Source organism: Rugosimonospora africana (assembly GCF_016862975.1).
GTDB classification, from domain to species: domain Bacteria; phylum Actinomycetota; class Actinomycetes; order Mycobacteriales; family Micromonosporaceae; genus Rugosimonospora; species Rugosimonospora africana.
Genome location: NZ_BONZ01000091.1, coordinates 1 through 22,442, shown reverse-complemented (window position 1 = coordinate 22,442; position 22,442 = coordinate 1). Strand labels below are relative to the sequence as shown.

Below are 22,442 nucleotides of genomic sequence, written 5' to 3'. Positions count from 1 at the left end.
CCCGCGCCTTTGCAAGAGCCTGGCCCGCGCCCTGCCCCAAGAGCTGTGGACAACGAAAGCGGCGGCCGCCCGGGAAGGGCGGCCGCCGCTGGCGTTCGAGGTGGGATCAGGACTTGCCGGCCTGCTCCGTGAGCTGGGCGAGCCCGGCGACGGCACCGCCGGCGAGGTCACCGCCTCCGAATGCGGCCGACATCGACAGGGCGGCGAGCTTCGCGGCACGGTCCGGGATGCGCTTGCGCGCCAAGGTGCCGGTCACGATCTCCAGCGCCCGCTGGTTCGGCGAGATCGCGATGAGCACCGAGCTGTCCGGGTCGGCAAGCTGCCCGTGCAGCTTCTCCGCGTGCCCGCGGACCGGCTCGTCGAGATCGCCGACGTACACGCTGAAAGTCAGCCCGGTCGACCGGTCGGCCAGCCGGAGCGCCTCGTCGAGGCGCAGCAGTTGCGGAGTCGTGAACGGACCGTCCAGCACGCCCGGGCGGTCGGTCAGCTTCGCTGCTTCACCAGCTGTCACTTGCGCCTCCAGTCTCACCATGGGCGGCCGGCACCGGCGGCGCGTCCGCGGCCTGGGACAGCAGCGGACCGGCGGGCAGCGCGGAGCGGTGCTCGGCGGCGGTCAGCTCGCGAGCCCCCGGGCCCTCCCCGACGACCCGCTCGGGCGCGGCGAGGAACCAGACCGGGGCAAACGTGAACGGCCGGCCCGGCCGGTAGCGCTTGCTGCTCCGGCGTGCACTCGTGCCGTACACGAGTAGGAAGACCGCAACGATCACCGCGGCCGGTATGCCTGCGAAGACCAGCACCGTCTGTGTGATGGACAAGCTCAACGCCCCCAGGCGTCAGAGGAACCATGGGACGGATCAACGGTAGCGGAAAGCGGTGCGCACCACGCGGCCGGGTGGCGCTCGACGTGCTGGCCACCGTTACGGTGGCGGGATGGTTGATGATCGCGCACGCACCGAACCGACCCGGGCGGCCGCGAGCGCACCCGCCGCCGAGGGCGCCACGGTCGCGGGCGCCCGCCCGGCGGTCGCCTCCGCTCGCCGGCCGGACCACGATGAGCTGCGGATACGGGGCGAGCGCCTGGACGCCGAGGATCCGCTGGCCGGGTACCGGAACCGGTTCGTGATCACCGACCCGGACACCGTGTACCTGGACGGCAACTCGCTGGGCCGGCTCCCGGTGTCCACTCGCGACCGGCTTCGCGAGGTGATCGACGTCGAGTGGGGCACCGAGCTGATCCGCGGCTGGAGCCGGTGGATCGAGCTGGGCCGACGGACCGGCGACGTGATCGCCGGGTTGATCGGCGCCGAGCACGGTGAGGTCACGCTGTCGGACTCGACCAGTGTGAACCTCTACAAGCTCGCCGCCGCTGCGCTGGACGCGCGTCCCGGGCGGCGGGCGGTGCTGACCGACGACGACAACTTCCCCACCGATCAGTACCTGCTGCAGGGGCTCGCCGAGGCCGGCGACCTCGACCTGCGGGTCCTGCACAGCGATCCGGACCGGGGTGTGCGCGCGGACGATGTCGGGGCGGCGCTCGACGCCGACGTCGCGCTGGTCTGCCTGTCCCATGTGGCGTACCGGTCGGGTGCCGTGGCCGATCTGGCCGGGATCACCATGGCCGCGCACGAGGCCGGCGCGCTCGTGCTCTGGGACCTGTCGCACTCCGCCGGGTCGGTACCCGTCGGGCTCAGCGAGGCCGGTGTGGACCTGGCGACCGGCTGCACATACAAGCACCTCAACGGCGGACCGGGCGCGCCAGCGTTCCTGTACGTACGGCGTGATCTCCAGCCGGTGCTGCGCCAGCCGATCTGGGGCTGGTTCGGCCAGGCCGACCAGTTCGACATGGCGGGCCGGTACCAGCCGGCGGACGGCATCGACCGGTTCCTGGTCGGGACCCCTCCGGTGCTCAGCGGGTACGCGGCGCTGGAAGGCGCCCGGCTGTCCGCCGAGGCCGGCATCGAGGCGATCGCCGCCAAAGCCCGGGCGCTGACCGGCTACCTGATCGAACTGGCCGACGCCCGGCTGGCGCCGCTCGGGTTCCGGCTGGCCTCCCCGCGCGAGGACGCCGCCCGTGGCGCACACGTGACGCTGTACCACCCGCAGGCGTGGCAGATCTGCCAGGCGCTCATCCAGGAGCGGGTGATCCCGGACTTCCGTACCCCGGACCGGCTCCGGCTGGGGGTGGCGCCGCTGTACACGAGCTTCGGCGAGCTGTACGTCGCGGTGTCCCGGCTACGGGACATCGTCGCGGCCGGGCGGCACGAAGCGTTCCCCACGCAACGGTCCCGGGTGACCTGAGTACCGGCCTCCGGCTGGCGCGCCGTCCGCCGCTGGCCCCGGCCGCCGGGACCGCGCGGGTCAGGCCGCGCGGGGCAGGTCCAGCCAGTCCGCCCAGCGCGGATCGGGGGTACGGTGCCCGAGCACCCGCCAGGCCAACCCTTTCGGGGCGGCGAGGGTCGCATGAAGACGCCAACCGAGTTCGGCTGGCGTGCGATCTCCTTTGGTGTGGTTGCACCGGGCACAGGCGGCCACCACGTTTTCCCAGGCGTGCCGGCCACCCCGGCTGCGTGGCATCACGTGATCGATGGTCTCCGCGGGCCCCTTGCAGTAGGCGCACCGCCAGCCGTCCCGGGCGAAGATGGCCCGGCGCGACAGGCCGACGTGGGCACGGTAAGGTACCCGGACGTAGCGGGTGAGCCGGATGACCAGCGGCACGGGAAGCTCTTCCCGGGCGCTGTGCAGGAAACCGTCTCCGTCCGCGACACAGACTGCTTTTGCGGCGAGCAGTAGGATGGCGGCTCGGCGCACTGACACGACACACAGCGGCTCGTACGTCTGGTTGAGGACCAACGCGGTCGAGCTGACTGCGCGTCGTATGTCAGGCATCGGTCTCACCCTCTTCGCCGGACCCGGAACAGTTCCCGTGCGCCAATAGTCCCCGATAGATCGCGCAATTGCACGTATTAATAATGTCTCCCTGGTGAAGGTTCGCGGGCCAAGACCAGCCCATACGTGCCAACCTGCGGGAGCTCGCCCGGTTCGCCCGATTACCCGTTCGGGTCGATTACCGCTCAGCGGCGACCATGCGGTACTAAGTCAGGCGTGATTGCGTGGCTGGCCCTTCCGGCAGAGGTACCGTCCCCGAGTCCCACCCCGCCCAACTGCAACAGCACCAGCCAGTTCTGCCACTGGGTCTTCGAGACCTCCGGTAGCGCGTGGCTGGCTTCGGGCAGCTACCTGTTCCTGCTCAAACCGCTGTCCATCCTGCTGATCGTGGCAGTCGCCATGATCGCCCGGTTCCTGCTGCACCGGGCGATCGACCGGCTGGTCCGCAGCACCTCGCGGGGCGCGGTACCGACCGTGCTCAAGCCGCTCAAGGACCGGCTGCCCGGCTCCCAGACCGATCCCCTGCTCTATCCGGAGCGACGCCGCCAGCGCGCCGAGGCGATCGGTTCGGTGCTGCGCAGTTTCGCCACGGCCGCGGTCTTCTCGATCGCGGGACTGATGATCCTCAACGAGCTGGGCTTCGACCTGGCCCCGCTGCTGGCCAGCGCGGGAATCGCCGGCGTGGCCATCGGCTTCGGCGCGCAGACACTGGTCAAGGACCTGATCGCCGGCCTGTTCATGCTTCTGGAGGACCAGTACGGCGTCGGCGACATGATCGATGTCGGGGAGGCCAACGGCACCGTCGAGTCGGTCGGCCTGCGGATCACCACCATCCGGGACGCCCGGGGCGTGCTCTGGTACATCCGCAACGGCGAGATCATCCGGGTTGGCAACAAGAGCCAGGGCTGGGCCGTCGTGCTGGTCGACGTGACCGTCGACTACGACCGTGTCGACCAGGCGGTGACGCTCCTTCGTGCCGCCGCCAGCGGGCTCGGCGAAGACGCCCGGTGGCGGGACAGCCTGATCGAGTCGCCGGAGGTACTCGGCGTCGAGCAGATCACCGTGGACGGCGCGGTCCTGCGCACCACGGTCAAGACCTCGTCGGAGGCTCAGTACCGGGTCGGTCGCGAACTCCGCCGGCGGCTGACCGACGCGCTCGCCGAAGGGGGCATCTCGGGACAACTGTCGGCAAGCCGACTTTATCTCCGTCCGGCGATCGATAGCTCGACCCCCGCCGACGAGGTCGCCGAGGCCGACGGTATCGACGCTGGTAGCGGATCTCCCGGCACCGAGGTGGCCCCCGCTCCCAGTGAGTGACCAGGGCAAAGACGTCTTGTCGACACGCGCCAACCGCCCGTCGTGGGTCGCGCAACGTGTGGATGGTCGTATATCGTCCGTTCGTTCAGCTGCGTGACCGGCAGACCATCCGTTCGCACTAGCGTGAACTCGGATGATCGGGCAGAATCCGGAGCAGAGCACCGGCCCGACACCACAAAATCGAGGGGAGGGCGCCGGTGTCTGATCAGGACGCCGAACGGCCGGCGACCTTCCGCGAGGTCTTCTCCAGCAGCGAATACCGTTCGGTTTTCCTGGCGAGCGCCCTGTCCTGGGTCGGCGACTTCGTGGCCAAGGCCGCGGTCACCGCTCTGGTTTACAACCAGACCCGGTCCGTCGTCGCGTCGGCGGCCGCCTTTGCGATCAGTTTCCTACCCTGGGTAGCCGGTGGTCCGGTCCTCGCCGCCATCGCCGAGCGGTACCCACAACGCACCACCATGATCGTATCGGATCTGTGCCGAGCGGCGCTGGTCGCGCTCGTCGCCATTCCGTGGATGCCGATCCCGGCCATGCTGGCGCTGCTGTTCCTCACCGGGCTACTGAACCCGCCGTTCGACGCGGCCCGCTCCGCGCTGCTGCCCCGCATCCTGTCCGGCGACCGCTACGTGGTCGGCCTGTCCGTGCAGAACAGCGCCAACCAGGCCGCCCAGCTCATCGGATACATGGTCGGTGCGGCGCTCGCGGCCCGGCATCCGCACGGCGCCCTGCTGATCGACGCCGGCACGTTCGGGTTCTCCGCGTTCGTGATCTGGTCCGGCATCCGTACCCGCCCACCGGTGTCGATCCAGGAGCCGCACCGGCACCTGCTGCGCGAGACCGCTCAGGGGTTCCGGCTCGTGTTCGGCACCCCGACCCTGCGCGCGATCGCCGTGCTGGTGCTGACCGCGTACCTGTTCACGACCGCGCCGGAGGGCCTGGCCGCGGCGTGGGCGGGTTCCCTGGAGCCCGACCCGTCCCGCCGGGGGTTGGCGCAGGGCATCATCATGATCGGCAACCCGCTCGGGTTCCTGATCGCCGGCCTGGTCGTCGGCAGGCTCGTCCCGCCGGCCACCCGCCAGCGGTTGATCCGCCCGTTCTGCATCCTCGCCCCCGCGACCCTGGTCCCCGCGCTGTTCAAGCCGAACGCCATCATCGTGGCGATCCTGGCCGGGCTCTGCGGTGTCTGTCTGGCCTCGATGGTTCCCGCCGCCAACGGACTGTTCGTGCAGGTACTGCCGAACGGCTACCGGGCCCGGGCATTCGGGATCATGCAGAGTGGACTGCAGATCTCCCAGGGCGGCGGGGTGATGCTCACCGGGCTGCTCGCGGCGAAGTACTCGCTGTCTCTGGTGGTCGGCGCGTGGAGCGCGTTCGGTGTGGTGCTGCTGCTTTCGATCAGCACGCTGTGGCCGTCGCCCGCCGAGTTCAGCGGCGCGATCGCGCGTACGCGTGCCGCGAACGCCGCGGCCGAGGCCGCCGCGCTGGCCACCCAGAGCTCCTCGCCGATTTCTCAGCGGCAGGCGGCTGGTGACCAGCACCCGACGACCGTGTCCCGGCCCGCCGAGTCGACGTGAGCCGAGTCGAGGTCAGCCGGGTCGAGGTCAGCCAAGCCGACGTGAGCCGAGTCGAAGACGCTGGCTGAGTCGGCACCAGCCGGGTCGACAGCTGGCCACGGTGTGAGCCAGCCCCTATGCTGCCCGGCGGGCGGCGCTGGCAGGATTGACACCATGACCGCGAACTATGGATCCCGGGCGGACCGGCCGTGACTTCTGAAGACCAACCGCTTGAGCCGACCTTCTACGACGCGGTCGGCGGCGAGCCGACCTTCCGCAAGCTCGTGGACGAGTTCTACGCGGGCGTGGCGGAGGATCCGCTGCTGCGCCCGATGTACCCCGAGGAGGACCTCGGGCCGGCCGCCGAGCGGCTACGGATGTTCCTCGTCCAGTACTGGGGCGGGCCCGGCACGTACTCGCAGCTGCGCGGCCACCCCCGGCTGCGGATGCGGCACGCGCCGTTCACGGTCGGCCCCCGTCAGCGGGACGCCTGGCTGCTTCACATGCGGCACGCGGTCGACACGCTCAACCTGCCGGCCGAGCAGGAGGCGACGTTGTGGGAGTACCTGGAGCGCGCCGCCATGTTCATGGTCAACACGATGGAAGAGTGACGCCGGACGGACAGCGCCGCGATCCGCGGCGCTCCCAGGGAAACGGCGCCGCCATCCGCAGCGCCCCCGGGAGAACGGCGCCGCGACCCCGCGGCGCCCGCACCCTAGAGCAGGCCGCCCTCGTCGTGGATCCAGTCGACGAACGCCACCGCGACCGCGGCGGCACAGTCGATCAGCTCGACCAGCAGGGCGTCGTGGGCGCCGGAGATCAGCGGTACCTGCATCTCGGCGTAGATCGGCAGCTGTCCGCGCTCGGTCGGGTCTCCCACATACGCCTTGCAGAACCGGCGTGAGTGGTTCCACTCGTTGACCACCCGGTAGGCACGGTCGGCCCAGTCCGGCGGCACGGTCCCGTGCGGACGGGCGCGGATCACCAGGATCTCGTCGTCCGGCCCCTCCAGCGTGAACAGCACGGCGTGCCGCTCCCACATGGCCAGCAGACTGCCGTCGCCATCGGTCAGATAACGGATCTCCAGGCGGTCGAGGGCCGCTCCCAGCCGCGCCATGTCTACCGCTGCGACCAGGGTCTCGGCGGGCTCGGGTGCGCGCTGGGCCGGCAGCTCGACGCGCAGGTCCACGTCACCCCCACTCGCCGACGAAGCCCCGTCTCCGGCCTGACCTCCCCGCTTCGGCCACCACGGCATGTCCCGAACTCCTCGCTTAGCAAAGTGTCCACGCTCGGCGTGCGCGGACCCAGGGCTCGACGCTACCCGGACGGATGTATCACGGCGAAACCGAATGCTACGCAGGAAACCGTTGGGCCACTAGCCCCTCATCCGTTCGGATACCCGAAGACCTTCAACGGAGGATGCGAACCGCGAGGTTTGCCCGAGTTTGCTGCCAAGCTTCGCCGTACTTGGCGGCCAGGCCCACCCAATTTCTGGCCATACGGATGGTGGTCTCACCACTCTGCTCAGTAGTCACAAAACCCATCCGGAGCACCGCCTGCACCAGCCCCTGGCGTACCTCCACCGGTGCCCCGGAGCCGGTGTCGACCGCGATCGCCACGTGGTCCAGGAGGGCGTCGCGCAGCACCCGTTCGCCCACCCGCCCGCGCGTCGAGCGCAGCGTCGCCGCGGCCGCCGCGCCGAGCCGTACCAGGTCGGCCGCCGGTACCGTCTCCACCGCCGTGCCGGGCACCGCCGGTACCGGCCAGCGCCAGTCGCCGTCCCGGCGCCCGGGCAGGTCGTCCCGGCCGGCCGAGAGCCGGTCCAGCAGGGCGGCCGCCGGTACCGTGAGGTCGCCGTCCACCGTGCCGCCGACCGTCCTCGCGACCAGTACCTCCCACGGCAGCCGACCCCACAGCGTCACCGCGCCCACGCCGGCCGGACGCAGCCGCACCAGCGCGTCCGGGTCGAGCCGGGCCAGGCGGGCGAGGAACGGGCCGACCTCGGCGAGCCCCAGGCCCGCCGCCGCCGTGTCGGGCCTCGTCAGGCCCCCGCGCTCGTCCACCCCGACTCACGCCTGCCAGGGCGCCAGAAAGTCCCGCTCCGGCCCGCTCAGCCGGCGGGGCCGCTGGTTCGCGAGATCGAACGGAACGCACACCGAGCGCGCGCGACTCGCGACCGAGTCGCCGCTCCACAGCTCGTACCCGATGACGAACCGGCTCGCCCGGATCTCCTCGAGCCACAGCTCGATGCGCACCGCATCGGTGTAGTCCACCGGTCGCAGGTAGTCAACCTCGTGCCGGGAAATCACCACACCCTGCTCAAACGAGGTGAGGCCGTGCTCCCGCGCACCGGTGAACATGAGCGCGACCCGGGCCTCCTCGTACAGCGTGAGGAACCGGGCGTTGTTCACGTGGCCGTACACGTCCATGTCAGACCAGCGGACCGGGCACTGGTAGACGAACCTCACAGCGCCGACCAGTGCGCTCGCTCGTTGGCGTACGGGCCCGACCACCTGACCTGTGTGAGGTAGGCGACCGGGTCAGTCACGCGTGAGCTTGCGGTAGGTGACCGCGTGCGGGCGGGCCGCCTCGGCACCCAGCCGGTCGATCTTGTTCTTCTCGTACGCATCGAAGTTGCCCTCGAACCAGAACCACTTGGCCGGGTCCTCGTCGTCGCCCTCCCAGGCCAGGATGTGCGTCGCGACCCGGTCGAGGAACATCCGGTCGTGCGAGATGACCACCGCGCAGCCGGGGAAGTCCAGCAGGGCGTTCTCCAGGCTGGACAGCGTCTCGACGTCGAGGTCGTTGGTCGGCTCGTCGAGCAGGATGACGTTGCCGCCGATCTTCAGGGTCAGCGCCAGGTTGAGCCGGTTGCGCTCGCCGCCGGAAAGCACCCCGACCGGCTTCTGCTGGTCTGGCCCCTTGAAGCCGAACGCGGCCACGTAGGCGCGGGACGGCATCTCGACCTTGCCCACCATCAGGTGATCCAGACCGTCGGAGACCAACTCCCAGACCGTCTTCTTCGCCTCCAGGCCGGCCCGACTCTGGTCCACATAGGACAGTTCGACGGTCTCGCCGATGCGGACCGTGCCGGAGTCCGGCTTCTCGATCCCGACGATCGTCTTGAACAGCGTGGTCTTGCCGACGCCGTTGGGGCCGATGATGCCGACGATGCCGTTGCGCGGCAGGGAGAAGCCGAGGTGATCGATCAGCGTCCGGCCGTCGAAGCCCTTGGTGAGCCCGTCGGTCTCGATGACCAGGTTGCCCAGCCGGGGACCCGGCGGGATCTGGATCTCCTCGAAGTCGAGCTTGCGCGTCTTCTCCGCCTCGCTGGCCATCTCGTCGTACCGCTGAAGACGGGCCTTCGACTTAGCCTGGCGCGCCTTCGGGTTGGAGCGCACCCACTCCAACTCCTCGGTCAGCCGCCGCTGCAGCTTCGCGTCCTTGCGCCCCTGGACCGCGAGGCGGGCGGCCTTCTTGTCCAGGTAGGTCGAGTAGTTGCCCTCGTACGGGTAGGCGTGACCGCGGTCCAGTTCGAGAATCCACTCGGCGACGTTGTCCAGGAAGTACCGGTCGTGAGTGATCGCGATGACCGTGCCTGGGTACTTGGCGAGGTGCTGTTCCAGCCACTGCACGCTCTCCGCGTCCAGGTGGTTGGTGGGCTCGTCGAGCAGCAGCAGATCGGGCTGCTCCAACAGGAGCTTGCACAGCGCGACCCGGCGGCGCTCACCGCCGGACAGCGTGGTCACGTCGGCGTCCGCCGGCGGGCAGCGCAGCGCGTCCATGGCCAGCGCGAGCTTTGAGTCGATGTCCCAGGCGTCGGCGTGGTCCAGCTCCTCCTGGAGCCGACCCATCTCGTCCATCAGCTCGTCGGAGTAGTCCGTCGCCATCTGCTCAGCGATCTTGTTGAACCGCTCGAGCTTCGCCTTGGTCTCGGCGACAGCCTCCTCGATGTTTCCGAGGACGGTCTTCGCGTCGTTCAGCGGCGGCTCCTGCGCCAGCAGGCCGACCGTGTAGCCCGGCATCAGGCGGGCCTCGCCGTTGCTCGCCTGGTCCAGCCCTGCCATGATCTTGAGCAGGCTCGACTTGCCGGCGCCGTTGGGGCCGACAACACCGATCTTGGCGCCGGGCAGAAAGTTGAGCGTCACGTTGTCCAGGACAACCTTGTCGCCGTGCGCCTTACGGGCCTTTTCGAGCGTGTAGATGAACTGGGCCACGGTGCGGCCTACCTCCGCCTGATCATGATTGTCGCCACGGGTCGCCGGGACCCGCTGCCGTCGATACCAATACTCCCAGGTTGGCGGCGAACCGCCCACCCCGGGTGGTGCCGGGCGCGCCGCCCGATCCGCGCCCGGGCCCGCCCGCTCCGGCGCGGTCGAGGGTGGCACGCGCCACGGTCCGCCCAGCTCGCGGCGATTCGCGCTGGATGCGAGGCTCTTCACGGGCTCGGCGCCGGGGCGTCACGGAGCCGACGCCACGCCGTCACGCTGTCGAAACGCAGCGCGACAATGCCCGTTCAGAGACGTCAAGTAGGCTTCGTTATCAAGCCGTGGCATTTCGGCCGGAGGGAACCCGTGGAACGTAGCTCGTTTGTGGTGGTCGCCAACCGCCTGCCGGTCGACGAGGTCACCACCGCTGGCGGGCGCTCGTGGCGTCGCAGCCCCGGCGGCCTGGTCACCGCCCTGCATCCGGTGCTGGCCGCCCAGCACGGTACCTGGGTCGGCTGGCCGGGCAACGCCGCCGCGCCGGAGGACCCCACGCCGCAGCCGTTCGAGCTGGACGGGATGCGGCTGCGCCCGGTCAACCTCAGCACCGATGAGGTGGAGCGCTACTACGAAGGCTTCTCGAACTCCAGCCTGTGGCCGCTGTACCACGACGCGATCGAGACGCCGGCCTACCGGCGCAGCTGGTGGGAGTCCTACCGGCGGGTCAACCAGCGGTTCGCCGAGGCGACCGCCGACCAGGCCGCCGAGGGCGGCACGGTGTGGGTCCAGGACTACCAGCTGCAGTTGGTCCCGGCGATGCTCCGCGCGCTGCGGCCGGATCTCAAGATCGGCTTCTTCCTGCACATCCCGTTCCCGCCGGTCGAGCTCTTCATGCAGCTGCCCCGCCGGGCGGAGATCCTGCGCGGGCTGCTCGGCGCCGACCTGGTCGGCTTCCAGCGCCCGCTGGCCGCGCAGAACTTCCTGCGGCTGACCCGGCACCTGCTCGGGTTGCGGCCGCGCGGCGCCGGTGTCGAGGTGGACGGCCGGATCGTGCACGCCGCGGCGTTCCCCATCTCGATCGACGTGGCGGAGATCGAGGGACTGGCGGCCAGCCCGCTGGTCCGGGCGCGGGCCGAGCAGATCCGCGCCGAGCTGGGCGAGCCGAAGACGGTCATCCTGGGGGTCGACCGGCTGGACTACACCAAAGGCATCGAACAGCGGTTCAAGGCGTACCGGGAACTGCTCGCCGAGGACCGCCTCTCGGTACCGGAAACCGTGATGGTCCAGGTCGCGACGCCGAGCCGGGAACGGGTCGAGCACTACCAAGCACTGAGGGTGAAAGTCGAACGCGAAGTTGGTCGAATCAATGGGGACTACGGGCGCGTCGGCGTGCCCGCCGTGCATTACCTTCATCAGTCGTACAGTCGCAGCGAACTAGTCGCGCTCTACTGCGCGGCCGACGTGATGATGGTGACCCCCCTGCGAGATGGCATGAACTTGGTGGCCAAGGAGTATGTTGCCGCCCGAGTCGACCTCGGCGGCGCATTGGTGCTGTCCGAGTTCGCCGGTGCCGCCGGCGAACTGCGGCAGGCGTTTCTGTGCAACCCGCACGACTTGCAGAGCGTAAAGGACTCGCTACTTCGGGCGGTACACGTCGACCAGTCCGAGGCTTCCCGGCGGATGCGCGCGATGCGCCGGCACCTGCGGGCCCACGACGTACGGCACTGGGCCAACTCGTTTCTGTCCGCGCTGGGCGTGCCAACCACGGCGCTGCCCAACCCGGAAGGAACTGTGTGAACGTCGCATGAGCCACGCGATTAATCCTGACTTGCGTGCCGCAGTGGGCCAGATCGCGCGCGTGCCTCAGCTGCTGATCGCCTGTGACTACGACGGCACGCTGGCGCCGATCGTCGAGGACCCGTCCCAGGCGGTACCGCTGCCCGAGGCGGTCGTCGCCGTCCGGGCACTCGCCGCGCTGCCGCAGACCACGGTCGCGGTGGTGTCCGGCCGAGCGCTGCGCGACCTGGCCACGCTGTCCCGGCTGCCCAGCGAGGTGCACCTGGTCGGCAGTCACGGTTCGGAGTTCGACATCGGCTTCGTCCAGCGGCTCGCCCCGGACCTGGTCCAGCTGCGTACCCGGCTGCAGAAGGCCGTCGAAGACATCGCCCGGGGCCGGGCCGGGATCCGGCTGGAGCCGAAACCGGCGAGCATCGCGGTGCACACCCGCACCGCGTCGGCCGAGGACGCCGCGGCAGTCAACGACGCGGTCCTGTCCGGCCCGGGCACCTGGGAGGGCGTACACGTCACCCAGGGCAAGCGGGTCATCGAGCTGCTGGTACTGGCCACCCACAAGGGCACCGCGATCGACCAGCTGCGCATGCAGCTGTCCGCGAGCGCGGTGCTGTTCGTCGGCGACGACGTGACCGACGAGAACGCGTTCAAGTCGCTGCACGGCCCGGACGTCGGCATCAAGATCGGCCCCGGGGAGACCCGCGCCGGGTTCCGGGTCGACGAGCCGATCGACGCGGTACGGGTGCTGGGGCTGCTGCTGGAGACCAGGCGCAGCTGGCTGTTCGGTGAGCGGGCCACCCCGATCGAACGGCACACCATGCTGGCCAACGGCCGTACCACGGCGTTGCTGGCCCCGGACGCCACGGTGACCTGGCTGTGCCACCCGAACCCGGACTCCTCGGCCGTCTTCGCCGACCTGCTGGGCGGCTCGCCGGCCGGGCACTTCTCCATCCGCCCGGCGGATCGGGAGTCGCGCATCCCGCTGGGCCAGCGGTACCGGCCCGGCACCATGACGGTCGAGACCCGGTGGTCGGGCCTGTACGTGACCGACTGGCTGGACGTCGGCGTACCTCCCGGCGACAGCGAGGAGGCGCCCGAGTCGACCTCGCTGGTCCGGGTCCTGACCGGGAAGGACAGGGCCAAGGTGACGTTCGCGCCCCGGCCCGAGTTCGGTCAGGTCACCATCCGGCTCCAGCCGCTCGGCGACGGGCTGCTCGTGCTGGGCTCCAACGAGCCGATGGCGCTGTACTCCCCCGGCGTCGAGTGGGACGTGTTCAACGACAACGGCCACGACTCGGCACGGGCCGAGATCGACCTGGCCGCGATGGGCGGCAAGTGCGTGCTGGAACTGCGCTGCGGTTCGAGCACGTTGCGCGCCTGGGACGAGCCGGTGGAGGTCCGCCAGGCCCGGGTGGAGCGCAACTGGACCGACTGGGCGTCCTCGCTCAAGCTGCCCAGCGTCGCGCGCGATCAGGTGATGCGCAGCGCGCTGACGCTGCGCGGCCTGGTGCACCAGCCGTCCGGCTCGATCATCGCCGCCGCCACCAGTTCGCTGCCCGAGGAGTTGGGCGGCGTACGCAACTGGGACTACCGGTACTGCTGGCTGCGCGACGCCGCGATGAGCGCGCGGGCACTGGTGGACCTCGGGTCGATCAGCGAGGCGGAGGCGTTCCTCGGCTGGGTGGACCGGTGCGTCGAGCGCACCGGTGGGCATCCCGAGCGGCTGCACCCGCTGTACACAGTGGACGGTTGGGATCTCGGCCCGGAAGCGGTCATCGAGACGCTGCCCGGGTACGCCGGCTCCCGACCGGTACGCATCGGCAACGCCGCCAACCGCCAGCTCCAGCTGGACGTGTTCGGTCCCATCGCCGACCTCATCGCCGGGGTCGTCGAGCACCGGGGCTGGGTGCGTGACGAGGAGTGGCGGGTCATCGAGTCGATGGTCGCCGCGGTCGAGCGCCGCTGGCACGAGCCGGACCACGGGCTGTGGGAGGCCCGGCTCGCGCCACGCCATCACGTGTACTCGAAGGTGATGTGCTGGCTGACCGTGGACCGCGCGGTGAAGCTGTCCCGGGAACACCGCGCCGAGGACCGTCCAGAGTGGACGGAGCTGCGCGACCGGATCGGCGCGAACGTGCTGGAGCACGGCTGGCACGAGCAGGTCGGCGCGTACAGCGTCGCGTACGGCAGCCCGGAGATGGACGCGTCCTCGCTGTGGATCGGGCTGTCCGGCCTGCTGACCGACGACGATCCCCGGTTCCTGTCCACGGTGCTCGCCATCGAGGCGGAACTGCGCAGCGGTCCGACCGTCTACCGCTACAAGTGGGACGACGGGCTGCCCGGCACCGAGGGTGGCTTCCACGTCTGCGCGGCCTGGATGATCGAGGCGTACCTGCGCACCGGCCGGCGCGCCGACGCCGAGGAGTTGTTCGACCAGATGCTCGACTGCGCGGGCCCGACCGGCCTGCTGCCCGAGCAGTTCGACCCGGAGAACGAGCGCGGACTGGGCAACCACCCGCAGGCGTACAGCCATCTGGGTCTGATCCGGTGCGCGCTGCTGCTCGACGGGCGCCTCCGCTGATCCCGCGGCGTGAGCCCGACCGGCTCACGCCGCGAAACACCGCACGATGCCGGCCGGGCTACGGCGACTCGACACCGCCATCCGGCCGGCGAACCTTACTCGCCCACGCGGCGAACCCACCGCGCTCCGGCGCGGGGAACCGGGCGGCGGCCCGCTCGTCCAGATCCACGCCCCAGCCGGGCGCGTCGGACGGGGTGAGGTAGCCGGCGGTCGGCACCAGCGTGCCGGGGAACACCTCGTGCACCGGGTCGCCGTACACATTGGCCTCCTGGATGCCGAAGGCCGAGGTGTTCACGTCCAGCGCCACGTTCGCCGCCGCGCCGATGGGCGACACGTCGCCCGGGTTGTGCCACGCGGTGCGCACGCCGAGCAGCTCACACATCGCGGTCAGCTTGCGGGCCGGGGTCAGTCCGCCGATCGCGGACACGTGCAGCCGCAGCAGGTCGACGCCGAGGTCGCGGACCAGCCGGACCGCGTCGCTGACCGAGGAGACCTGCTCGCCGACCGCGATCGGCACCGGCGAGGCCGCCCGCACCTCGGGCAGCCGGTCGTAGTGCTCGGGCGCGATGACGTCTTCCAGGAAGAACAGCCGGTACGGCTCCAGCGAACGGGCCAGCACCACGGCCTCCTTGGGCGAGAGCCGGCTGTGCACGTCGTGGAGCAGTTCGACGTCGTCGCCCAACTCCGCGCGGGCCCGGGCGAACAGCTCCGGCGTCGTACGCAGGTAGTGCCGCACGTCCCAGCCGTCCGGGTACGGGTGGCCGGGGTACGCGCCCGCGGTGCCCGGGGCGCCGTACGTGCCCAGGCCCGGCTGGCCGGTCTGCAGCCGCAGGTACCGCCAGCCATCGGCCACCATCTCGGCGGCCAGCTTCAGCGTCTCGTCCACTGTGGCGCCGGACACATGCCGGTAGGTCAGCGCCGCCGCGCGGGACCGGCCGCCGAGCAGTTCGTAGACCGGCGCGCCGGCCCGCTTGCCGGCGATGTCCCACAGCGCCATGTCGACTCCGGACAGCGCACTGTTGAGTACCGGTCCGTTGCGCCAGTACGACGAGTAGTGCACGGTCCGGGTCAGGTCCTCGATGTCGGCCGGGTGCCGGCCGACGACCAGGTCCGCGAGCTCGGTCACCGCGGCCGCGACCGACTGGTAGCGCTGGGTGAAGGTCGCGCAACCCAGCCCGTGCAGCCCCGGCTCATTGGTGTCCACACGCACGACAACCAGGGCGATTCCGTCCGGCGCGGTCACGATCGGGCGTACCCCGGTAATGCGCAACGAATCTCGACCGGGCCAGACCTCGATCACTACGGCTCCTTCGACAGGGCGGGCAGCTCGTGCTCCGCGATGGGCAGTTCATGCTCGGCGCGGAACGACAGGAGGTGCTCAGCCCGGGCCAGGTCCAGCGGCACTCGCCGGCCCGGGAACACAGTACGCCGTGGCACGAGCGGCAGAAACGCGTCCAGCAGGGCACCGGTCGGGTACGGCGCCAGGGTCAGCGGTGCGGCCAGCCCGATCACCCGGTACCCGGGCTCCGGCCCGGACAGCGCCAGATCACACGCCCGGGCCGCGTCCCGCAGGTCCAGGTAGCTCCACAGCTCCTTGGCGCCGGCGCCGGGGTCACGCGCGTACTGCTCGGCCCGGGCGGCCAGCCGCTCGCGCCCGCCCAAGAACGGGAACCGCAGCGCCACCACGGACAGCTGGTGCCGCCACCACATCATCGCCGCGGTGGCCTCGTCGGCCTGCTTCGACAGCGCGTACGCGTCCTCGACCTGGATCGGCAACGCCTCGTCGACCGGCAGGTACGCCGGCATCCGGACACCCGGAGCGAACGGCAGCCCGGTCACCGAGTAGCTGCTGGCGATGACGGCCCGGCGGATGCCGGCGATGCCGGCCTGTTCCAGGACGGTGAACGTGCCCAGCGCGTTGTTGCCGAACACCTCCTCAGCCGGGTGGTGCTCCGGGGACGGGATCGCGGCGAGGTGGACGACCGCCGTGGCGCCGTCCAGCGCCTTGCGCACCGCGGCCACGTCCCGCACGTCGCCGACGATGACCCGGTCCGCGGACAGCCCGGGTACGGCGTCGACGACCAGCGCGGTGACCGGGGTACCGGCGGCCGCGAAGTGCGCCAGTACGGCCCGTCCGACCATGCCGCCGGCGCCGGTCACCAGTACCCGGTCGCCCGGCCGGTAACGCACCGGCTCGATGGCCTCCCCATCCATGGTTTTCGCTCCTCCCTCGGATCGGCCGCGAGTGTCCCCGCGCCGAAAAGTCCACGGAGTACTCGGGAGAGGGGCCGCTCACCCCTCTCCCGAGCGTCTACCCCGTGTGCCCGGCGGACGTGCCGTCGCGCACAGCCGCCGGACGGGTGCCCGCCCGGCCCGCCCGGTTTGTCGGCGGGCCGGTCAAGCGGCCTGTCAAGCGGCCTGGGCTTGAGAGGCTAGCCGCAGCCAGGCGGCGGTATCGGAGGGCAGCCGGCCGTTGTGCAGCGGCCCACTGGCGAGAATCACCTCACGGTGAGGCGGCAGGTCCACCACCTCACCGGAAAGGTTGACCACACAGGCGAAGTCGTCGCCCCGGCTGAACGCGAGCACGTCGTCGGCGGCGGGCAGCCAGGCCATCGGGCCGTCGCCGAGGTGCGCTTCGGCGGAGCGCCGCCGCAGCGCGGACCGGTACAGCGAGAGCATCGAGTCCGGATCGGTGGCCTGCGCCTCGGCGGTGTACCCGGCCCAGCTCGCCGGCTGCGGCAGCCAGGGCGCCGCCGAGGCGCCGGCCGGGCTGAACCCGAACGGCGGCGCGTCGCCCGACCAGGGCAGCGGTACCCGGCAGCCGTCGCGGCCCGGGTCGGCTCCGCCGGTACGCCGGAAAATCGGGTCCTGGCGCAGCTCGCCGGGAATGTCCTCGACCTCCCACAGCCCCAACTCCTCACCCTCGTAGACGTAGACCGAGCCGGGCAACGCGAGGGTCAGCAGGGCCGCGGCCCGGGCCCGGCGGGCACCCAGCGCCAGATCGGTGGGTACGCCGTGCTGGTGCTGGCGGGCCGGGTGCTCGAAGGAGGTGTCGGCCCGACCGTACCGGGTCACGTGCCGGGTCACGTCGTGGTTGGACAGCACCCAGGTCGCGGGCGCGCCCACCGGGGCGTGCGCGGCCAGCGTCGCGTCGACACAGCGGCGCAGCGCTCCGGCGTCCCACGGACAGGCCAGGAAGTCGAAGTTGAACGCGGCGTGCAGCTCGTCGGGGCGCAGGTACTGCGCGAAGCGGTCGGTGTCGGGCAGCCAGATCTCGCCGATGAGCGCGCGCTTGTCCGAGTACGAGTCAGCGATCACCCGCCAGCTGCGGTACACCTCGTGCAACTCGTCCCGGTCGGTGTACGGGTGCGGTACCGGCGGGTTGTCCGGGTCGAAGTCGGCCAGCGTCGGGTCCTTGACCACCAGGGCGGCGGAGTCGATGCGTACCCCGTCCACACCCCGGTCGAACCAGAACCGCAGGATCGACTCGAACTCCTCGCGCACCTTGGAGTTCTCCCAGTTGAGGTCGGGCTGTTCGGGTGCGAACAGGTGCAGGTACCACTCGCCGTCCGGTACCCGGGTCCACGCCGGGCCGCCGAAGATGGAGGTCCAGTCGTTGGGCGGCAGCTCGCCGTGCTCGCCGCGACCGGCCCGGAACCAGAACAGCTCCCGGGCGGCCGAGCCGGGCCCGGCGGTCAGCGCCTCCCGGAACCAGGGGTGCGCGTCCGAGCAGTGGTTGGGCACGATGTCCACGATGATGCCGATGCCCAGCGCGTGCGCCTCCGCGATCAGGTGCTCGGCCTCGGCCAGGGTGCCGAAAGCCGGATCGATGTCGCGGTAGTCGGCCACGTCGTAGCCCGCGTCGGCCATCGGGGACGGGTACCACGGGCTGAACCAGATCGCATTCACGCCCAGGTCGTGCAGGTACCCGAGGTGTGCGCGGATGCCGGCCAGGTCGCCCACGCCGTCGCCGTTCCCGTCGGCGAAACTGCGCGGGTATACCTGGTAGATGGCGGCGCTGCGCCACCACTCGGTAGACACCTTCTCGGGCACTGCGGTACCTGCTTCCTGCTCGTGACCTGTGCGTGGAGGGGTCCCGGCGGTCGACCCTGACCGTCCGTGAACCGGGTGTGCTGGCGGTCAGCCCTTGAGGCTGCCGGTGGTGAGGCCGGACATGATGTTGCGCTGGAAGACCAGGAAGAACGCGATGGTCGGCAGGGCCGCGATGACGGCGCCCGCGACGAGCACGTTCTGGGTGATGCCCTGTGAGAACGCGTACAGGCCGACGTTCACGGTGCGATTTTCCGGCGACGGCTCGACCAGCAGCGGCCAGAGGAAGTCCTTCCAGACAGCCGTCACGGAGAAAATCGAGATGACACCGATGATCGGCCGGGACATCGGCAGGATGATCGACCAGAGCTGCCGCAGCGGACCGGCTCCGTCGATCGCCGCCGCGGCCAGGAGATCCGACGGGATCGAGTCGAAGAAGCGCTTCAGCAGGAAGATGTTGAACGCGTTCGTGACCGCCGGAAGCCAGATGGCCCACGGCGAGTCGAGCATGTGCCAATGGAAGATCGGCAGGTCGATGACCGTCACGTACTGCGGGATGATCAATACCGTCGACGGGATCATCAGCGTGGCGAGCATCATGCCGAGCACGATGTTGCCGAACAGCGGCCGCAGTTTCGAGAAGGCGAACGCCGCCCCGATGTCGAGCACCAACTGAAAGGCGAGCGCGCCGAGCGCGTAGTAGAGAGTGTTGAGGATCAGCCTTCCCAGGCTCAACTGTGCCCACGCGTCGGAGTAGTTCTCCAACCCTGGGTGCTTCGGAAACAGCGTCGGTGGGATCTGCGCTATCTCATGGGCGGACTTCAGCCCTCCGGTCACCATCCAGTACAGCGGCCCGAGGAAGGCGAGGGAGAAGACGATGACGACGACGATGACGATCGCCCAGTAGATCCGCCTGGCGGCTGGTCGGTTCAGGCGGGCAGTGGCGATCAGAGTACGAGTCGCCGTTTCATTCGATGCCATCTCAGCTCGTACCCTTCTGCTAATCCTCGCGCGGGGAAAGCCGCGCGTACACCGCCGAGAAGCCGATCAGCACGACCAGCAGCATCACGCCCAGCGCCGCCGCGCCGTTGAGGTCTTGTTCCTTGAACGCGTGCTGGTACATCAGGTACACGATCGACGTGGCGTGGTCTTCGACGCCGTCACCGCCCGCGAGGATCAGCGGCTCGATGAACAGCTGCATCGTCGCGACGACCTGCAGCAGGAACATCAGCGAGAGGATCAGCCGCGTCTGCGGGACCGTGACGTGCCAGATGCGGCGCAGCAGCCCGGCACCGTCGAGTTCGGAGGCTTCGTAGAGTTCGCCGGGGATGTTCTGCAACGCGGCGAGGTAGATGAGGATCGCGCCGCCCATGTTCATCCAGGTGGACGCGATGACCAGGGAGGGCATCGTCATGGCCGTCGACTGCACCCATTGGGACGTCGGTAGGTGCAGGCTGTGCAGGATGAAGTTGAAGATGCCGGAGTTGTCTGGCTGGTAGGCGTAGGCGAAGAGAAACAGAGCCGACGCCGGCGGCAGCATCACCGGCAGGTAGACGAGTGCCCGCAGGTAACTCTGCGCGTGGCGCAGCTCGTTGAGCAGGACCGCGATGAAGAACGGCAGGACATAGCCGAAGACGAGCGCGAGGAGCGAGAAGTACGCGGTGTTCTTCCACGCCGTGGCGAACGCCGGGTCATGCCAGACGCGGATGTAGTTGTCCCAGCCGACCCAGGTCGTCACCCCGCGCCTGGTGCGCTGGAAGCTCATGATGAACTCCCGGACCATCGGGTACCAGGAGAAGAACGCGAAACAGAGCACCGCACCGAGCATGAACAGGTAACCGGTGAGGTTGTTGCGCACCTTGCGGCTAAGGCTGCCTCCCCGGCGCAGAGCGTGGCCGGATCCAGCCCGGCCGGGTGCTGGTGCCGTGGATACAGCGGTGGTGGCCGCCATGACGAACTCCTGACTAGCCGACGATCAGATTCACGGGTGGCGGGTGGAGGGTGCGGGGCTCCACTGGTTGGGAGCCCCGCACCCCCGACCTCAGGAGCCCTGGGACAGGACCGAGTTGATCTTCTTTGTCGCGTCGGTGAGCAGCTGGTTGATGTTCGCGTTCGGCTTGGTGAGCACCGCGGACATCGCGCCGTCGAGGACCGCGTAGACGGCCTGCGCGTTCGGCGGCTCAAGCTTGACCGGCACCGGGTTGTTGACGTAGTTCGTGTAGTCGGCCAGGTTCAGGTTCGTGTTGGCCTTCTCCAGGTCCGCCGCCTTCTTCTGCGACGCGCTGCCCGGAGTCCAGAGGTCGCTCAGCGGCAGCCCGACCGGCTGGCCCATGCCCTTCTGCGCGGTGTAGTTGAACTGGCCCTGGCCCGGCGTGAGCTCTTCGAAGCTGAGCCACTCGAGACCGGCCTTGATCTGCGCAGGGGTGTCGCCCTTCTTGAAGAAGTAGCCGTTCCCACCACCGAGAGTGGCCTTCGCCGGACCGTCGGCACCCGGCATGGGGGCCAGCGCCCAGTCGGCGTAGTTGCCGTGGAACTGGTCGACGATCGACTGGATCGAGTCGGGCGCGCCGATGTACATGCCGACCCTGCCCGCGGCCGCGTTGGTCAGCAGGTCAGCCCAGCCGAGCAGTTGCTTGCTGCCGACGCTGTTGTCCTTGAACCGCATGTCCAGCAGGGTCTGCAGGACGGCCTGCCCCTCCGGCGTGTTGACGTTGGCGGTCTTGCCGTCCGCCGACACGACCGAGCCGCCACGCGAGTTGAGCTCAGCGGTGAAGTGCCAACCACCGGTGTTCCCCGAGCTGTATTCCTGGTAACCGGCGACGCCACCACCGAGAGCCGCGATCGCCTTGGCGTCCGTGGCGACCTCCGCCCACGTCGCCGGCGGCTTGTTCGGGTCGAGGCCGGCCTTGGTGAACAGGGTCTTGTTGATGACCAGACCCATTGTGTACGAGTAGAACGGTACGGCGTAGATCTTGCCATCTTCGGTGAACGCGGCCTTGGCACCGTCGGTGATGTCGCCCCAGGTCGGGACGGTCGTGCTGTTGACGTACTTCGTGATGTCCGTGGCCTGGCCGGCGTCCAGCACCTGGTTGAGGTCGGTCATGTACCCGTAGAAGACGTCCGCCTCCGTGCCGCCCTGGAGGCGGGCGGTGAAGTCGGCCGGCGTGTCGCACTGGGCACCGACCGAGATACCCCTGACGACGACATCGGGATGGATCTTCTCGAACGCTGCGATGTCGGCGTTCCACTGCGCGAGCCTCTTGCCATCGTTGTCTGTCTTCAGCGGCGCGCAGTCGACAATGATCGTGGTCTTGCCGTTCGCCGAGTCGCTCGACGACTTGCTGGAGCATGCGGCCACGCTGAGGCCAACGGTAGTCACCAGCGCGAGCGCCGCGACCTTCCGGTAATGCCGTGCGGACATCTCCGTTCATCCTTTCCCGGGCGGGGAGTTGCGTTCGGCCGCGATGACCGTCATCGCGGCGATGCCCTGTAACTGATTCCGTCAGGTTCTGTTGACGTGCAGCAGCGATCTGGTCAGGCATGAGTGGGCCTGGAAGCGACTTCGTGAACGAGTGGTGCTGAGGAGATCGCTCCGGGTTGGCTTCACGGTACTGATACCGACAGATGACCGCAAGATATCGGCAGGATTTCGCAAAGACACGACCCGGTCACGACGATGAGTGAATTGCCCCATGGGTCAGTGCGAATCAGGCTTTGTACAGCGCCACGGCGGGGCCGGGCGTGACGGGGCGCCGACATCGCTCGTGCGGAAACTTGCACGGCCGAGACTCGACGGACACGAAATCGAGTACGAGTCGTTATCTGCGGCATCCCCGGCGCCTGGCGAGGCGCGGCGAGGTCAGGGCCCGGCGGGGTCAGAGCGCGGTCGCGGGCGCAGCGCGGTCGCGGGCGCAGCGCGGTCGCGGGCGCAGCGCGGTCGCGGGCGCAGCGCGGTCGCAGCGCGGTCGCGGGCTAACGCGCAAACGGAGCTAGGTGCGACAGGCTAGGCGCAGCGGATCGAGTCGGAGCAGGGATGGGGTCGCACATCCTTTGCTCTGCTTA

19 protein-coding genes are annotated in these 22,442 nt (G+C 69.8%); 6 read left to right on the top strand and 13 right to left on the bottom strand.

Annotated elements, in window-relative coordinates; all coding sequences use genetic code 11:
- Nucleotides 1-106: 106 nt before the first annotated feature.
- Both Raf01_RS41730 and ctaJ read right to left on the bottom strand, forming a co-directional pair.
- Nucleotides 107-532, bottom strand: coding sequence for a DUF5130 family protein (locus tag Raf01_RS41730; protein ID WP_203923670.1), 426 nt, complete (start codon nucleotides 530-532; stop codon nucleotides 107-109).
- Nucleotides 498-815, bottom strand: a complete 318-nt coding sequence (gene ctaJ, locus Raf01_RS41725) for an aa3-type cytochrome oxidase subunit CtaJ (RefSeq protein ID WP_203923669.1) — start codon at nucleotides 813-815, stop codon at nucleotides 498-500. The genes Raf01_RS41730 and ctaJ overlap by 35 nt, the downstream gene beginning before the upstream one ends.
- A gap of 115 nt (nucleotides 816-930) precedes the next feature.
- Between ctaJ and kynU the strand changes: the two genes are divergently transcribed.
- Nucleotides 931-2,298 (top strand): kynureninase, encoded by a 1,368-nt coding sequence (gene kynU / locus Raf01_RS41720; protein ID WP_203923668.1) that lies wholly within the window; start codon nucleotides 931-933, stop codon nucleotides 2,296-2,298.
- A gap of 60 nt (nucleotides 2,299-2,358) precedes the next feature.
- On the opposite strand, the gene Raf01_RS41715 is transcribed toward kynU, so the two are convergent.
- Nucleotides 2,359-2,886: an HNH endonuclease gene (locus Raf01_RS41715; protein WP_203923667.1), complete on the bottom strand. Its 528-nt coding sequence runs from the start codon at nucleotides 2,884-2,886 to the stop codon at nucleotides 2,359-2,361.
- Nucleotides 2,887-3,102: 216 nt separating this feature from the next.
- Between Raf01_RS41715 and Raf01_RS41710 the strand changes: the two genes are divergently transcribed.
- From Raf01_RS41710 to Raf01_RS41700, 3 genes are all read left to right on the top strand, one after another.
- Nucleotides 3,103-4,203: a mechanosensitive ion channel family protein gene (locus Raf01_RS41710; RefSeq protein WP_239134378.1), complete on the top strand. Its 1,101-nt coding sequence runs from the start codon at nucleotides 3,103-3,105 to the stop codon at nucleotides 4,201-4,203.
- Between the two features lie 197 nt (nucleotides 4,204-4,400).
- Nucleotides 4,401-5,774: an MFS transporter gene (locus Raf01_RS41705; protein WP_203923666.1), complete on the top strand. Its 1,374-nt coding sequence runs from the start codon at nucleotides 4,401-4,403 to the stop codon at nucleotides 5,772-5,774.
- A gap of 188 nt (nucleotides 5,775-5,962) precedes the next feature.
- Complete coding sequence (locus Raf01_RS41700) at nucleotides 5,963-6,364, top strand: globin (RefSeq protein ID WP_203923665.1); 402 nt, start codon at nucleotides 5,963-5,965, stop codon at nucleotides 6,362-6,364.
- Between the two features lie 104 nt (nucleotides 6,365-6,468).
- Here Raf01_RS41700 and Raf01_RS41695 read toward each other — a convergent pair whose 3' ends face one another.
- From Raf01_RS41695 to ettA, 4 genes are all read right to left on the bottom strand, one after another.
- Nucleotides 6,469-7,008, bottom strand: coding sequence for a type III secretion system chaperone family protein (locus Raf01_RS41695; RefSeq protein WP_203923664.1), 540 nt, complete (start codon nucleotides 7,006-7,008; stop codon nucleotides 6,469-6,471).
- 154 nt (nucleotides 7,009-7,162) lie between these two features.
- On the bottom strand, nucleotides 7,163-7,816 hold the full coding sequence (locus Raf01_RS41690) for a DUF8185 domain-containing protein (RefSeq protein WP_239134377.1): 654 nt from the start codon (nucleotides 7,814-7,816) through the stop codon (nucleotides 7,163-7,165).
- 6 nt (nucleotides 7,817-7,822) lie between these two features.
- Complete coding sequence (locus Raf01_RS41685; protein WP_275413172.1) at nucleotides 7,823-8,233, bottom strand: acyl-CoA thioesterase; 411 nt, start codon at nucleotides 8,231-8,233, stop codon at nucleotides 7,823-7,825.
- Nucleotides 8,234-8,293: 60 nt separating this feature from the next.
- On the bottom strand, nucleotides 8,294-9,970 hold the full coding sequence (gene ettA / locus Raf01_RS41680; protein WP_203923662.1) for an energy-dependent translational throttle protein EttA: 1,677 nt from the start codon (nucleotides 9,968-9,970) through the stop codon (nucleotides 8,294-8,296).
- 357 nt (nucleotides 9,971-10,327) lie between these two features.
- Between ettA and Raf01_RS41675 the strand changes: the two genes are divergently transcribed.
- Together Raf01_RS41675 and otsB are read left to right on the top strand one after the other, a co-directional pair.
- Entirely contained in the window at nucleotides 10,328-11,755 is a 1,428-nt protein-coding gene (locus Raf01_RS41675) for an alpha,alpha-trehalose-phosphate synthase (UDP-forming) (RefSeq protein WP_239134376.1), read from the top strand.
- A 7-nt stretch (nucleotides 11,756-11,762) separates the two neighbouring features.
- Nucleotides 11,763-14,330 (top strand): trehalose-phosphatase, encoded by a 2,568-nt coding sequence (otsB, locus tag Raf01_RS41670; protein ID WP_203923660.1) that lies wholly within the window; start codon nucleotides 11,763-11,765, stop codon nucleotides 14,328-14,330.
- 58 nt (nucleotides 14,331-14,388) lie between these two features.
- On the opposite strand, the gene Raf01_RS41665 is transcribed toward otsB, so the two are convergent.
- The 6 genes from Raf01_RS41665 to Raf01_RS41640 all read right to left on the bottom strand — a co-directional run bounded on the left by Raf01_RS41665 (nucleotide 14,389) and on the right by Raf01_RS41640 (nucleotide 21,801).
- On the bottom strand, nucleotides 14,389-15,630 hold the full coding sequence (locus Raf01_RS41665) for an enolase C-terminal domain-like protein (protein WP_203923659.1): 1,242 nt from the start codon (nucleotides 15,628-15,630) through the stop codon (nucleotides 14,389-14,391).
- Nucleotides 15,630-16,544: an NAD-dependent epimerase/dehydratase family protein gene (locus Raf01_RS41660; protein ID WP_203923658.1), complete on the bottom strand. Its 915-nt coding sequence runs from the start codon at nucleotides 16,542-16,544 to the stop codon at nucleotides 15,630-15,632. Before Raf01_RS41660 ends, Raf01_RS41665 begins: the two co-directional genes overlap by 1 nt.
- 195 nt (nucleotides 16,545-16,739) lie before the next feature.
- Nucleotides 16,740-18,383 carry a glycoside hydrolase family 13 protein gene (locus tag Raf01_RS41655; protein ID WP_203923657.1) on the bottom strand — a complete coding sequence of 548 codons (1,644 nt, stop codon included), beginning with the start codon at nucleotides 18,381-18,383 and terminating at the stop codon, nucleotides 16,740-16,742.
- An 87-nt stretch (nucleotides 18,384-18,470) separates the two neighbouring features.
- Nucleotides 18,471-19,361: a carbohydrate ABC transporter permease gene (locus Raf01_RS41650; RefSeq protein WP_203923656.1), complete on the bottom strand. Its 891-nt coding sequence runs from the start codon at nucleotides 19,359-19,361 to the stop codon at nucleotides 18,471-18,473.
- Nucleotides 19,362-19,380: 19 nt separating this feature from the next.
- The gene (locus Raf01_RS41645) at nucleotides 19,381-20,331 is read right to left on the bottom strand and encodes a carbohydrate ABC transporter permease (protein WP_203923655.1); all 951 of its coding nucleotides are present in this window, start codon (nucleotides 20,329-20,331) and stop codon (nucleotides 19,381-19,383) included.
- A 90-nt stretch (nucleotides 20,332-20,421) separates the two neighbouring features.
- The gene (locus tag Raf01_RS41640; RefSeq protein ID WP_203923654.1) at nucleotides 20,422-21,801 is read right to left on the bottom strand and encodes an extracellular solute-binding protein; all 1,380 of its coding nucleotides are present in this window, start codon (nucleotides 21,799-21,801) and stop codon (nucleotides 20,422-20,424) included.
- Nucleotides 21,802-22,442 lie beyond the last annotated feature (641 nt).

Coding starts and splice junctions, on each gene's coding strand:
- Raf01_RS41715 (WP_203923667.1), bottom strand. CDS start 2,886: ATGCCTGACATACGACGCGCAGTCAGCTCGACCGCGTTGGTCCTCAAC.
- Raf01_RS41650 (WP_203923656.1), bottom strand. CDS start 19,361: ATGGCATCGAATGAAACGGCGACTCGTACTCTGATCGCCACTGCCCGC.
- Raf01_RS41730 (WP_203923670.1), bottom strand. CDS start 532: ATGGTGAGACTGGAGGCGCAAGTGACAGCTGGTGAAGCAGCGAAGCTG.
- otsB (WP_203923660.1), top strand. CDS start 11,763: ATGAGCCACGCGATTAATCCTGACTTGCGTGCCGCAGTGGGCCAGATC.
- kynU (WP_203923668.1), top strand. CDS start 931: ATGGTTGATGATCGCGCACGCACCGAACCGACCCGGGCGGCCGCGAGC.
- Raf01_RS41660 (WP_203923658.1), bottom strand. CDS start 16,544: ATGGATGGGGAGGCCATCGAGCCGGTGCGTTACCGGCCGGGCGACCGG.
- Raf01_RS41645 (WP_203923655.1), bottom strand. CDS start 20,331: ATGGCGGCCACCACCGCTGTATCCACGGCACCAGCACCCGGCCGGGCT.
- Raf01_RS41640 (WP_203923654.1), bottom strand. CDS start 21,801: ATGTCCGCACGGCATTACCGGAAGGTCGCGGCGCTCGCGCTGGTGACT.
- Raf01_RS41695 (WP_203923664.1), bottom strand. CDS start 7,008: ATGCCGTGGTGGCCGAAGCGGGGAGGTCAGGCCGGAGACGGGGCTTCG.